Source organism: Faecalimonas sp. (assembly GCA_029264305.1).
Lineage (GTDB): Bacteria > Bacillota > Clostridia > Lachnospirales > Lachnospiraceae > Faecalimonas.
The window spans coordinates 112,295-126,644 of sequence record JARICA010000021.1 but is presented as its reverse complement, the minus strand read 5'-3'; the positions used below and the strand labels follow the sequence as shown (position 1 = coordinate 126,644).

The 14,350-nt window shown below is 30.7% G+C and carries 15 protein-coding genes and 1 pseudogene; all 16 read right to left on the bottom strand.

Translation table 11 applies throughout. The annotated features are described in order from the left end of the window. Positions 1–494 (bottom strand): hypothetical protein (locus ACY2U7_RS08115; protein WP_461816209.1); only part of this gene is annotated, 494 nt, incomplete at its 3' end. A gap of 234 nt (positions 495–728) precedes the next feature. Continuing rightward, complete coding sequence (locus tag ACY2U7_RS08110) at positions 729–887, bottom strand: hypothetical protein (protein WP_461816208.1); 159 nt, start codon at positions 885–887, stop codon at positions 729–731. A gap of 152 nt (positions 888–1,039) precedes the next feature. Beyond that, positions 1,040–1,165 carry a hypothetical protein gene (locus tag ACY2U7_RS08105; protein ID WP_461816207.1) on the bottom strand — a complete coding sequence of 42 codons (126 nt, stop codon included), beginning with the start codon at positions 1,163–1,165 and terminating at the stop codon, positions 1,040–1,042. 209 nt (positions 1,166–1,374) lie between these two features. Then, on the bottom strand, positions 1,375–1,719 hold the full coding sequence (locus tag ACY2U7_RS08100) for a hypothetical protein (protein ID WP_461816206.1): 345 nt from the start codon (positions 1,717–1,719) through the stop codon (positions 1,375–1,377). A gap of 149 nt (positions 1,720–1,868) precedes the next feature. Continuing rightward, positions 1,869–2,309 carry a hypothetical protein gene (locus tag ACY2U7_RS08095; protein ID WP_461816205.1) on the bottom strand — a complete coding sequence of 147 codons (441 nt, stop codon included), beginning with the start codon at positions 2,307–2,309 and terminating at the stop codon, positions 1,869–1,871. A 253-nt stretch (positions 2,310–2,562) separates the two neighbouring features. Beyond that, positions 2,563–3,414: a hypothetical protein gene (locus ACY2U7_RS08090; RefSeq protein WP_461816204.1), complete on the bottom strand. Its 852-nt coding sequence runs from the start codon at positions 3,412–3,414 to the stop codon at positions 2,563–2,565. Positions 3,415–3,455: 41 nt separating this feature from the next. Next, a complete protein-coding gene (locus ACY2U7_RS08085) occupies positions 3,456–3,692 on the bottom strand; it encodes an RHS repeat-associated core domain-containing protein (RefSeq protein WP_461816211.1) in 237 nt (78 codons plus the stop codon). 201 nt (positions 3,693–3,893) lie between these two features. Further along, positions 3,894–4,034: a hypothetical protein gene (locus ACY2U7_RS08080; RefSeq protein ID WP_461811892.1), complete on the bottom strand. Its 141-nt coding sequence runs from the start codon at positions 4,032–4,034 to the stop codon at positions 3,894–3,896. Between the two features lie 103 nt (positions 4,035–4,137). Further along, positions 4,138–4,572 (bottom strand): annotated as a pseudogene (locus tag ACY2U7_RS08075) (DUF6560 family protein); the annotation flags it as partial. 233 nt (positions 4,573–4,805) lie between these two features. Continuing rightward, entirely contained in the window at positions 4,806–7,271 is a 2,466-nt protein-coding gene (locus tag ACY2U7_RS08070; protein ID WP_461816203.1) for an immunoglobulin-like domain-containing protein, read from the bottom strand. A 384-nt stretch (positions 7,272–7,655) separates the two neighbouring features. After that, positions 7,656–10,211 (bottom strand): discoidin domain-containing protein, encoded by a 2,556-nt coding sequence (locus ACY2U7_RS08065; protein WP_461816202.1) that lies wholly within the window; start codon positions 10,209–10,211, stop codon positions 7,656–7,658. Positions 10,212–10,522: 311 nt separating this feature from the next. Continuing rightward, a complete protein-coding gene (locus ACY2U7_RS08060; protein ID WP_461816201.1) occupies positions 10,523–11,605 on the bottom strand; it encodes an FUSC family protein in 1,083 nt (360 codons plus the stop codon). Then, the gene (locus tag ACY2U7_RS08055; protein ID WP_461813240.1) at positions 11,592–12,035 is read right to left on the bottom strand and encodes a hypothetical protein; all 444 of its coding nucleotides are present in this window, start codon (positions 12,033–12,035) and stop codon (positions 11,592–11,594) included. The genes ACY2U7_RS08060 and ACY2U7_RS08055 overlap by 14 nt, the downstream gene beginning before the upstream one ends. An 84-nt stretch (positions 12,036–12,119) precedes the next feature. Further along, positions 12,120–12,482, bottom strand: a complete 363-nt coding sequence (locus ACY2U7_RS08050; RefSeq protein WP_461813239.1) for a VOC family protein — start codon at positions 12,480–12,482, stop codon at positions 12,120–12,122. 20 nt (positions 12,483–12,502) lie between these two features. After that, positions 12,503–12,988: a hypothetical protein gene (locus tag ACY2U7_RS08045; RefSeq protein ID WP_461813238.1), complete on the bottom strand. Its 486-nt coding sequence runs from the start codon at positions 12,986–12,988 to the stop codon at positions 12,503–12,505. Positions 12,989–13,182: 194 nt separating this feature from the next. Next, entirely contained in the window at positions 13,183–14,349 is a 1,167-nt protein-coding gene (gene cytX, locus ACY2U7_RS08040) for a putative hydroxymethylpyrimidine transporter CytX (RefSeq protein ID WP_461816200.1), read from the bottom strand. Between the last annotated feature and the right edge of the window lies 1 nt (position 14,350).

Genomic DNA, 14,350 nt, shown 5'->3' with positions numbered 1-14,350 from the left:
TTGAGTTGCCATAAATAATAGACAATTACAGCAAAATATATACCTATAATTCCGCCTAATCCCAAAGCATAATTTTTCATAGATTTATTCCATAAAATTTCTTTCTTCGCTACATAAATATATAAAGCAAAAATAATGATACTCCCTAAAATAAGGATTCCCATTTCCATCATAAAGGCTGTAATAATCAAATTACTTGCAGACTTTGCAAATTGTTCTATAATAGTATCTACACCCATTTTTAAACATGCTACCGCTAAACCAAACATTAATCCAACAAATCCGATTTTTAAATAATTCTCATTTTTTCTATTTTCTATTTTAATAGCTACATACAGCGCAGCACTATAAAATGTCCACAAAATAAATGCTGCTATAAACAACTGATCAAAATATCCCCGTGCCATATATGGAACTCCAACTAATATCTTAGAAGCACCTCCGAAAATAAGCGTTGCAATTATTACAATCAAAATATCTTTATTCTTCTCCATCATTCATTTTCCCCTGTCAATAATTCTTCTAATAATTTCTGACTATCCTCATCTGCAAAAGATGGTATAGATAATTTATCACTAGAATAGGTTAACGGTGTATACATTAATTTTCCACCCGTTGAATATAATAAATAGCCTGAACTATTTGTATCTTTATGTCTTTCATCCAATTTATATCATCGCATTCACAACATACCCTGCTAAAGAACACCCTAATTCTTTGAAGTAATTTTAAATAATACTTAATTTTGTTACAGTATTCGCTTCCAAAACATCTTTTGTTTCATTATCTTGAAAAATTTTATAACACAGATAGCGAATTAATAACGAAGCTTCATCTGTTGTTGTTATTACAAGTTCCCCGTCATTATCAATTTGGATATGTAACATTCCTGCAATCCTTTCTCTTGTTTGTTTGTCTTTGATTCTATCAATTCGTTCACTTTTTAAAGTTATAAATGTTCGAGATGATTTATATTGTGACGCTAAGTGCTCTCCTAACTATTCCCTGCAGCAGACCATTTTTTGTGGCTTTTTCCAAATTAAATTGTCTTATCTACCTCAATTAAACACCTTCCAGAATTTTCATCTGGTCTCATTCTACAAGCACTAAATACCGATGCATATTCTCTTGATTCATTGCAGAAAATAATAGTTCTTTTCCCCATTCTCCTTATACGCTACCACATTCCCATCCCAGAAGCATCTCTGGTTTCAGCTTTCTTCTGTCCCAAACCAGATTTGTGGCTTTCTTATGTATGTTTTGATGGATGTAGCTTTCCTTTTCTTTTTTTCTCTCCTCGTATGGTGTTTTCTAAATATGTCAAAATGAATCTTGTCCAACTTTTAATTCATACAATCATCTTCTAAAAAGAGTTTATTCATCAAAATATATCTCTTGATTTTTCAAAATATAATAAAAATCCCAATAATGTTCCATCAAAGGATCTATCTTTTTTACTTCATTATTTTTTGTTTTAATTAACATTTCTCCTTTGTCTTGAATTCCTTTCTTTTTAAGAATTAAACAAATAAGCACTATCGTTAATCCTACAACAGACATTACTAGACATATACACTTTAAAATTTTAGGTACAGTCACTATACAATTATCAATATTTCCAATCATCTTATTCTGTTTTCTTGAATACATAGAGCGTAAAAGATTGGCAATAAGAAACGTTGATACTACTAATAATAACAACTTTACAAGTTTATTCATAATTTTTCTCTATACTTTCTTATTTATTTTGCACAAAAAAAGATTTTACTTTAGTCATTTGTACAATGTTTTACAAAGTTACAAACAAAGATAAGCATTCATTAATGGACGAAAACTGTGTCATTTCAAGTGTAATGTATTTCACTGTTCTATCTTCTGTCAATCACCTCTCCTAAATGTGTATATGGCAAATATCTTACTTCGAAATAATCTCCTTTTTCCACATGTCCAGTTCGTACCAAAACATTAATTTTTTCTTCTCCTGATTTAATTACGAAAGAACGCAAATACCAGTCAGCATCACTCTTTTTTTTATCACTACTTATTGCAACACCCTCAATTGTATTCAAATTATTCTCCAATATATATGGAATATCTTTAATTGCAGGAATAGTTCCTTTTAGATGTATAACGATTAAAATAATTCCCAAAATTATTTTTAATACAATGTTAATTTTATATTCTGTGCTATTTTGTACGGTTACACTTATTAACTTCTTTTTTTGCAAAACTCTCCACAAATACCAAATTGTTACCAATATAATGATAATAATATTTCCATAATAACTTAATACTGTATATTTATACATATTTCCGTGTATGATGTTTATAGAAGTTAAAACATCACATTTTCCTTTCTTTTAGTAATATGACATAATACATTCAGATGCTGTGGACTTTAGATTATTTTCTGTAGCCCAACTACTTTAAGGAGTGTATTGCCACGGTTTTATCTTAATCATTTATAAGCTGGATGTTGCCAGGAAGGCATTCCTTCCAGAGCACTTATTTCAATCAAATCTATATCCGTTCAAATTTACAAATGACTTTGTATAGAATTTTTCACCACATAATTAATTTGTTTTTCCTATCTACCAAATCAATCATTTTTTCTTCTGATAAAGGTAATCTGCTCTCATACAAATATTCATATATTTCTTCTAACTTATATATACTATTTTCTTTCCACATATCGATTACATAGTCTAAAATTAATATCCCATCCAAAATATAACATTCAAGGTTGGATATATATATTGCTCTGCTATTTTCAGGGTGAACCCACTTTCCACTAGCATATTTTATGATTTCATTTCCTAAAAATGCAGCTATCTCAATTAGCAATTTTTGAACATTTTCATATTTTTCACTGTGTTTTTCATCTATTAAATTCTCAATCAATTTAAACCATTTTCTTATTTCAATTAATGAAATGTTTTTTATACTAATCAAATTCTCTTGAATAAACTTTTCTGCCAACCCCTTGTTGTTTTTGTATAATCGTTCCACCATTTCAAATGTAGGTATTATTTTTTCTTCTACCATTAATTTTTTCATTACTGGTTTTTCATATTTTTCTATAATTTCCCTAAACGCTTTAATAATTTCCACAAAATCTTCTTCACTTGAATAACTCCACCATCCTATTTCAGGTATATATCCTATATTTTTATACTTTTTATTATCATTTTCAGTCAAAATATCCTTTATGAATTTTCGTGGATATTGAAATGCATTTGTTTCAAAATATAAGCGTAACTGTTTTTCTAGTTTACTTTCTTGTATACAAATTTTACATATGATATCTCCTATTTTTTCATAACACCACATATCTCTTTCTTTTAGTGCATAGCAATAACCCTCTTTTGCCACATAAGTACCTATAATATCTTTTATAATTTTCATTTTTTTCATATATTTTTCTCGCATTCTTCGTAATTAACTATTAATAAATGCTAAAGTACATATTCACAACCATCATAATCTAAGTACAGCATACCATTATTATAGCAATAAATGTATTCGTTAAAAGTAAAAGGAAATATAATAGTTCCTTTTACTCTATCACGAGCTAAAAACCTTCCACTTTCTGCCTTATATTCCCTCGCCTGTGCATAATACGTCCCTGCTATCTCATCCCTTTGACAGCCCGTATAACCAAATGTCTGTATATTTCTCTGGTTTTGTGACAGATTTTCCCAAAAGGCTCCGTATCCATAGCTTTCCCTGATCTTTCCGAAAAATTCTCATTTTACCTTGTACTATTTATATTCTAAGCCTACTTGCTTCCTGTTTTAAAACCTCTAATTGTCTCTTTCTATGTGGGGAAACTCATCCTGTTGCCTTGTGCCATCATGAAAAATGGCGGAATAATCAGTTGTACCATACTGCCTCTATACATTTCTTTTTTCTGATATACAACTCTTGGAGTCTGTATCTGCCTGAACTTCCAGTTTTCCTTTAAAAAATGCAATCGAAAGCTCTTCAATCTGTATTTGATCGCCATTTTTAATGGAAATCTTCTCCTCATTCACAATCTAAGGAACCTCCCCATATTTAGTATAAAATAGGAATTTAGCTTTTGAAATGCGATAGTTCAATTTACTATACCTAACAATTTCTTTGCTAGATAATTATTTATTTTTTTCTTTTTTGATTTTCCCAATAAGATTTTACTGGTATTCTTCTCCTTTTTATGTCTTCCATAAATTCTGTTTTGTCTATATTACTATCAATCGTAAATAACTTTTCTCTATTTACATACACTCGAATAGAACCTTTTTTTCTTTCACAATATGTAATGTCTTCAAAATGAAAAATCCTCTTTTTACCAAATGTGAAACGCCATATGATTTTATCTCCATTCACTTCAAGTTTCCACTTTATCATATTTACTGTTCCTATTAAAGCAATAATAAAAAAAATACTAAATACTATTGGTGGAAATATATCTTCTTGTTGAAGAGCACTTAATACAGTTGCTCCACCAAAAAGAATTACTGCCATGATAAAAAATATGGTAAGTATTTTTTCTGTTTTAACTATATAACTAGTTCTTATAATACCTTTTTTTCTTCTCTTTCTTCGCTATAAATTACTTTTCCTTTTTACAATATAGCCTGAACAAATTTATTGTACACGGAAAGATAATTTTTTGTATAACAATCGACGCTCATCCACATAGCGGGCGAAACAGACTAAAGTCCATATGCAAATAGGAAGCCCTAAAACTAGAGCTTCCTACTATCATTTTTAGATTTTATTCTTCATCAACACTCATTGAAAAGATACTCCTACTTATGGAATTATTTGAAAAATCTTTTCTTTTTTGAAAGTAAAGCCATAATACCTGATGACACTAATAAAGTCATTCCCAAAAAACCAAAAGTATTGCTATCACCTGTTTTTGGTACTGTCGTTTTTACAGGTTTTACTGGCTTTCCTGGTTTTACAGGAACTGATGACTTTTCCTTTACTGTGATTTTAATTGTTTTTACCATAGATGAACCATGTTTATCTGTAACTTTATAGACTACTTCGTAAGTACCTGCTTTAGTAGTGTCTACTTCATTCTTAAGTACAACAATCTGATCTGTTAGATCCTGTCCTTTGTAATCTTTTGCTGTAATTCCTTCAAGCTCGTCAAACTTATCTCCTACCGTTAACACTTTATCTTTGGCTTCAATAGATGGTACCGGATTAATTACTTCTGCTTTTGGATTTACAATAACTGTAATCGACTTCTGTACAGATGCACCTCTCTTATCCGTTACTTTGTAGGTTACTTTATAAGTACCTGCTTTAGTAGTGTCTACCTCATTCTTAAGTACAACAATCTGATCTGTTAAATCCTGTCCTTTGTAATCTTTTGCTGTAATTCCGTCACGCTCGTCAAACTTATCTCCTACTGTTAATGTTTTATCTGTTGCTGTAATCTTTGGCACTTCATTCACTGCTATCATATCCGGATAAAATTTCCAGTTACCTGTGCATAAAACCTCTTTTCCTCTTACATTAACCTCCCAGCCAGAGAACTTCCATACACCTTTCACACCGTCAACTGTATCTTTTACCTCTGTTTCTTTAGTAAATGTTGTATCTACTGCTTTTTTAGCTTCATATAAAGAATTATATTTCTCATTGTCCTTAGGGAGCGTAACGTTTGCTGGGGCACTCTTTCCCCAATCATAATTCACAGTATAAACAGCCGCTTTAGTTACATACGCCGCGATATATAACTTAAATTTCTTTACTTCACCATTTGAAACTGGCATATCATAATCCACATATATATATGCTGTTCCGTCTAAATTGTGAAATGTAACTTCATTGGTTTCCTTATTATATTCAACTGTGTAAGTCGGATTGTCATCATTCGATTTTATATTTTCGAAAGGAATCACATTTCCGTCGATATCTTTATATGGATTTTTTACAACTAAATCACCATCATTTTCTATAGGATGATCAAATTCACCAATACGATAATATTGTTTGCATGGGAATCTTTCTGATCCTTCCGAATGTCTTATTCCATCGCTTGTTAAGTTCTTTAGCGATTTTGCAAATCCAAAATCAGTTACCGAATTATCTCCCATTCCTAGATTTTTTAATTTATCAAATCTAGCAAGATTATCCATATTTTTTATTTTATTTCCGTGAAGGCCTAAGGCTTCCATATCTTTTGGAAGATTGTCACAAAATTTTGTGTTTGTAATCTTATTCATGTTCAAAAGTAAACTTTTTAAATTTTTTAAAGGATAGAACATATCCACATCAGCATCCGTAACTTTACAATACAGCATGTTAAGCACTTTTAAACCTGTCAATGAACGGACTGTGTTTTTATAAGCTACTCTATTTTGGTCCTTAATGGTTACTTTTTCAAGATCTAACTCTTCTATTGAGGTATATCCTGTTAAAGGTGTAATATCTGAAATTTTATTATATCCTTCAAAATCAACTTTTTTCAGAGGAAAATTCTGACCTTTTAATGCTGAGATATCTTCAAGATTCTTGCATCTAGAACACACTAAAGTCTCTAATTTCGGAAATTTTTCTTTAGTAAGTCCATTTAGATTCTGAAGATTCTCTATTTGGAAAAGATCTATCTTGATAAGGTTCGGCATGGAATCCAACATAGAAAAATTAAATGTTGGAATAGAATCTATGCTAAGATCTATAAGATTCGGCATGGATTCTAAAATAGAAAAATTAAATGTTAGAACAGAATCTAAGTTGAGATGTGTAAGATTCTTAAGACCTTTTATTTTTTCTATATTTTTGCAATCGCCATCTATTAACAAACTTTTTAGATTAGTTGCATATTGAATTCCTTCTAAGTCTTCTATTTTATTTTCAAGATTACCAAAATTGATTACTAAAGATTTTAATTGTTCCATATCACTACGGGTAATCTTATGGTTTTCTGGTTTGTTAAGTTGATATTTTATCTTTTTAGCAAATTCTTTGTCCGGAATGTCAACCACATCAGTCGGTGCAGATAATTTCTCTGATTCTAAGCTACTCGCACCTGACTTGTTGACTGGCTCTGTGGCTTTATCTTCCATATCAGGTATAGCAGTATCTTTTGCAACAACTTCTTCCATATTTAATTCCTGATTTTTATTTTTTGGTAATTCTGATACCTGTAACACTTCCTTCCCATTCCTACTTGCATCATCTGATTCTAATGCAAGTGATGTGGTTGAAGCCATACTCAAAACCATCGAGATAGAAAGCATTAAACTTAAAAATTTCTGTTTTTTCATAAGTTAGAATTCCTTTCTTTATAATAATAAAAATTATACCATAACAATAAAAAATAGTCATTAATAAATTATTTTTTTAACAAAATTATCTGAAATATTCGAATGGCAAAGAAGATTATACAGTTCTTACAAGGATAAAATTGGTACCGTTGCACCCAACAGAATCAAAAGACACCTCAATACTCATATACCTCACCAGAAAATCACAACAGATACTACAGAGTTTAAATACTAGGAATGACATTCGATTGTCCATATCGAAGAACGTTTCATTCGGATCAAGTGTGGGCATATCAAAGTATGTCAAAAAAAGAGAACTCCATGATACAAAATAGCAAGACAGCTAAAAACTGCCTTGCTAATAAATTCTATCTATTTACTGAACTAGTTGTTTTTTGTAGCATCTTCATACAAATTCACCATAGCACCTGATGCGTAATTCCCTACTGTATTTACACCTACAATTTTTACATATTGGGCAGACACAGATTTTTCAAAAGCAACTTTCTTGGTACTTGGATTATTTTCCCATTTTGTTTCTTTTACAACTTCATCCCATGTTTTTCCATCTGTGCTTGTGAAAATCTTTGCGTTAAGAATTCTTCCATTCTCAGCATCCTGTCTTGGCACATATTCTATAGCGGAAAGGTTCATTACTTTATCAAGTTTTAAAATTACATATTTTTCTTTGTCCCCACCATCCCATGAAGTATGCCATATTGATTTCAAATTACCATCTATAAGATTCGCAACACCATTTTGACGATTAGGCTGTTCTGAAGAAACTTTTTCTATAGAAATATGATTCAAAGAAATATATTTTTCTTTTTCATTCACTACATCTTCTTTAAAAGTAAATGCAGAAGGCGTACCTGCTAATTTTGTTCCTTTTGCTCCATTACGTACATAAATTGTTTTATTACCATTTAAATCAGGAGTTTCTTTACTAAAATTCTTCCATACTTTTTTATCAACGCTCCATTCGTGTCCTTCTCCTGCTCCAGCCACTTTATTCTCTAAGTCATTATTATAAAGATTACTTACTTCTTCTCCATCTTGAATGTCTATTATGCAAACATTTTCATCTTGTGCTCCTACCAAATTCACACGAATATCCTTGTCTGCTGTAATTTTAGCAAGTTGGTCTGTTGTTAATTGTACTTCTTTTTCGCTCGATTCTGTCCATGTAGCACCACCATCAAGACTATATTTCATTCTAATTCCACTTTGACCAAATCTATCTGCTAATACGATTTTGTTTGCTTTTGGTCCATCAAACGAAAAACTTGCTAAAGATAAATCATTTGTTTTTAACAAATGTCCTGCCATCGCCTTAGTAATATCTGGCTGAAGAGTATCCTCTTCTGTAGCTTTTGAAGCTCTTTCAAGCGCAGCTTTTCTTAGCGAATCGAACATCACTCGATTAGAAGGTGTTGTAATCTTTGGCTCAATTAATTTTAAAGTATCCCACATCGGTAATGCATAAAAACCAAAGTCCTTTGTAATCTGTTTTGTTAAATTAATATAATCTACTTCCGTTTTAGTTGAATCTGCCTGATATGCTTTAATCAATCCTACCAATGCATCTAAATGTATTGGTTGTACTTCAAGAGCTTTTTTATAAATTTCCTGTTTCTTTTCTAACGCTGTATCCGAATAAGAATTTGCCAATAGTACATATTCTGTAGCCTTTTCATAATTTTTGATATCATTAAGTGCTGCTTGTGCAAGTTGTACATAACTTACTTGATATGCACTTTCCCACTTTTCAGATGATGATCCCCATCCATTTAATAATCTTTCACTTTTTTCAGATTGTTTCCACCCTGAAACATCGTTATCTAGATACCACATTCCTTTTCCTTGCTTATTAACACTATATTTCAAAAACGCCGCATGTCCAGGCTGTCCTATTACAACAGACGGAATACCAAAACTTGTATGTAAGTTAGATCCTGTCTTTGAAATACCTCCACATACTGCACCTTCTTCAAATACAATCCATAACTTTGGATGTCCTGTCTCATATGGAATATGAAAATCTTTTAAGTGGTATTTTTGATTCCACTTTTCATACTGTGCTTGATCATAATATTCAGGTTTATCATATTTATATTTATTTGTATATGTAATATGTGAGTAAGCACCTAACGGATTCTTCTTTCCACAAGTTCTCACATAATTATTTAACCACTTCATCTGTACTTCATCAATCTGATTATTCATAACCCAGCGCATATCCTCTACTGGAAGATTATCGAATTTATATTTATCAATAAAATGATTATTTCTTAATTCTTTAAATAGTTCATACCGTTTCACAGCGTCCGAAGTAGTTTTATCATCTGCCCAAAATTTCACAACACTTGCATGAGTTAAGGACAATGAAATCATTGTTCTCTTATACAAATCTCCAAATACAACCCCTGTTTCCGCATCACGTTGATCATTTTTCAAATCTTCTTTATGTGCTGTATATAAGTTATTTAACACTTTGAGTGAATTTTCATATGATCCACCTTTATCTAATGTTCCTCCTATTATATAGTATCTTAATGCCTCTTGATCAGTTGTAATCCAGTTAATTGTATCTCGATAACTTTGATCAGAATTATAATATTTGACAATTATATCATAACCGATTTTCTGTACAAAATTTCTTCGAAGAATTTCCATCTCATACTTCTCAACATTCTCTTGAGGAGTTCGTTTTACTAATTCCGCATCATATGCCTCCACTGTTTTAATATGTTCTGGAAGTTTGTTTTCAGCCGGATTATTTTTTGCTGTCAAAGAACTAGCAGCCACATCTTTTTGTCCAACAGTTGACAAATATGCATAATCTTTCTGTTGCAGTTCCCGATTTTCACCTGCGGCAGAAACCGAGAGAGGTGTTACTAACATACCTAATGTAAGGATAAAAATAATATTTCTTTTCATGATATAGCCTCTCTTTCATCTTTTTTGTTTTTTCGAATTCTACAATATTTGTATTTTTCAGTCAATATTTTTATCACTTTTTTTGTAATTTTGTAATTTTTGTTATTTATAAATATACGTTTTGCATAACTAAAAGCACTTTTGTATGTTAATGTTTGTTTTATTTGTATAAATATGCGATTGTAAAATGAATAACATTTATCTTTTCACTAACCATAAAAATAGCAAGACAACTATCAAGCTGCCTTGCTAATAAAGTCTAACTTCAAGAGACACCTCATACCAAAGGTAGACATTTTTATTTGAATATACTATTCTACATTACTATCTTGCGTCGTTTGATTTATAACATTAAATTTCATCGCAAAAAAACGTTCATATACATAATAAAATACAACTGCGAAAATAACTCCCATTATATTATTAGAAATTCGTAAAAAAATGGAATATTTCAAACCATAAAGATCAGATGCTATCATCAATGCTCCTAAACAATTCATTGCTGTCTTATATTTATAGTCCGCACAAAATCCTAAGCAAAACCCTCCTAACGGACCAATAATACCATGTAATTCGATAGGAAGCATACTATACACACAGAAGAACAACACAGAACCGGTCACAGCCCCTATAAGTCTTTGCGTAAATCGCTCCTTCAGTCTAGGTGTTTGAGAATAATCCGAAAGTAATGAACCACATGCAAATCCAGCCCACATAAATCTTTCAACATCAAAAGCCATTCCAAGTGCTAATATTGCACTTACGCCTACGGCCATTCTAAACATCCATTGATATTTAAAATCGGTGCTTTTAGCTCGTTTTACTATGTCTATAAAACTAATATTTTTATGTTTTGATCTATGCTTTATATAAAAAATAACTCCACAGATCACTAATCCCGTTAAGGTAAGATAAAATCTTTTCATCAGTGCTTCTCCATAAACAGGATTTCCAGATAGATAGATATACGCAAAACTAAACAACCCTCCATTTCCCATTTCAGGTTTATCGCAAGTAAGAAACAAAATAACAAAAAAGGATATTACATTAATAAAAAATCCTATTAACGGAAATGTTGAAGAAGCTAACACCGGTGAAATAAGTAAAAGCAAAAATGAAACACTTAACGCTATCAATTCGTCTCTTATACAATATCCAAAATCAACAAATCTAATACCTAATAGTATACAAAACATGGCAACAGCCATAGGACTGTTTTCACTACCAAATACCGTTGATAATGTTGAAATAAACACAATTGCAAACAACACAATTAATACAGAACGTACAAACATTCCTATACCTAATTTTATTTTTTCATTTTTCGTTGAACTTTTATGCATTAAATCCTTTATTACTTTAGGATCAAGTTGAAGAATATCATAAAATCTCATGTTTTTCTCTCCTTTTCGCCAAAATTTTATTCGCTTTAGAAATGCATTCAAATAATTCTGTAAAATCATCTCCCATTTCTCTATATAAATCATAGAATTTTTGAAGCATAATTTCATAATCATTTTGTAAAGCATTTTTTCCTTCTTCTGTCAATAAAAGAGAATAACTTCTTTCATCTGTACATTTCTTTTCTCTCTGAATACATCCTTTCTCAAACAAATATTTTAAGCAACGACTAACGGCTTCTTTTTTCATCCCACTTACTTTGCTTAAATATAAAGGGGTACAGTTGCTTTTTGTTAAATAAATCCAAGCCAATAATTCTCTTTCACTAGAGGTTAAAAATTGTTTTTGCTTCTGTGCTAACATCACTCTAGCAAATTGATTCAATTCTTGATGCATAATCAACATTTTTATCCAATCAATCATATAATCCTCCTTTTAAATTAACATTGTTAATTATATGATTGCACAAAAAATTTGTCAATATAAGATTTATTAAAAAACAATTAATTATATAGGCGTCCCTACTTCGATCAAATTTCCATCTAAATCATAAAATCGGAGAATCTTTTTCCCAGAATCGTATGATCTAAGCCTATTCACATATTCAATTGAAGGATATAAATTATCTAACTTTTCAACAAACGCTTCTATATCTTTTTCTTCAAAATACAATTCACAACAATTATTTTTATGAACCATATCTTTTTCTAAAAATTCCTTCCATATTTTTTCATCTTGAAGCACCAAGCCTTCCGTTAAAATAACATTTCCAAAATGATCAAGTACCATATCAAGACCAAATAAGTCATGATAAAATTGTTTTGACTTTTCAATATCTTTAACCACAATCAAAATATTTTTTAATTTCATTTGAATATTCCTCCACTTTACTAATTTAAATTTGTTAATATATATCCTGCTATCATAGCAATTAATTGATACATAACAAATGCTCTTCCAAATGATTCAATATGTTTCTTTGGGTTTTGATAGAGTGGCTTTTCTGGTATTTCTGAAAACCGAATACGTTTTGTATTCCTCCACCATAAAAGATCAATAACAAGTAAATCAAAAACATTCAATGTTTGTCCTATGATACTCAAACAAATAAAATTGTGTATAAAATTATTCTCTTTAATAAATAATCCACACATGAACAAAACAAAGAAAAACAATATAAAGTTCAATATAAATGCAATACTTTTGTTCGTTTCCTTGAATTTTCCCTGATATCGCACACTACTCTTTATTCTATTCTGGACTTCATCAGGATAAGATGAGTAATTTTTTAAATTTCTGGCATCTGTACCGGTTCCACAAAAACACACCAAGAAAAAAATGATACATAAACCTATTATTTCAATCGTTAAAATCATCCTTCGTCCTCCCTACTGTTCTCATTTAGTTAATAATATCATATCTATATATAAACTACTATCTTTTTCTATTTCAGGTATTCCGAATTTCCAATATAATTGTGGATATATATTTTTTTCACTCATACCAATCCAACAAAAAGTAAGCAGTCATACTTCAAAATATATGACTGCTATTTATATCCTTCTATACTCTATTTATTTTTTGTGATTTGATGGACAACCACACAAATTAAGATTGTAATTACCATATCTGGCAAAGTATTCCCCACCAAAATATCAACACGCATCAATACTCTATAAATCACAAATCCTATTACCCAAATCGCTAGATTTTTAACGTTAAAAGTTGTTTTACTACTGTCTTTTTTTATAATAAAAAAATCTGCAATTTGAATAGCTATCATAGGTGCAAATACCGAACCAATAAAATACAAGAAATCCGTAATGTTATAAATAGGAAAGAACATGGCACATATAATCCCAACAACTGTTGTTCCAACAGCAAACCATTTACCATTCATTTTAGAAAATACAGATTCACTGGAAACACCAGCAGAATACGCATCCAAAAAAGTAGTTGTTACTGTAGAAAATACAACAATCAAAAGTCCTGCAATCCCTAATCCTGCATTTAGCATAATTTTCGCAATATCTGATTCTCCTGTAAAAATAGCAGAACCCATGCCAATTACATACATCCAAGCACTTACCACTCCATAAATAGTCACACTTACCACTGTTGCTTTTATTGGCGATTTTGCTTCTCTAGTGTAATCACTAATTAAAGGAAGCCATGAAAGAGGCATTGCAACAGAAAGTTCCACTGCCGCACCAAAAGAAAGCGTTTCTTCTGCTATAGGATGCACAGACCCCTTTCCAAAAATTGCATAGCAAAGAACAATCGTTAAACCAAATAAAGCTATCATAGCAACTGTATTTGCCTTTCCTAAACTTTGAAGTCCAATAAGTATCCAAATAATAATGAGGATTCCAATCACCAAACACCAAATCCAACTTCCTGTATGAAAAATACCATTAGCAGCCTTCGCTCCATCATAAATCATAATGGCAGTCCATCCTACAAGTTGTATAATATTCGCAACAGAAAATAGTAAACTACCTTTTTGTCCAAAACTTCTTTTTACAGTTTCCATAGAACTTTTTCGTACTATCCCACCAATAATTCCTGCAAAAAATAATAAAATACAACCGATAATATGCCCAATAATAATAGCTAACAATCCTTTTGAAAATCCCAACGAGGCAAAATAAGTTCCTATCAAAATTTCGGCAATGGAAACACCTGCACCAAACCAAATTAAACCATTTTCAAATAGAGAAGTGCGTTTTTCTTCCATT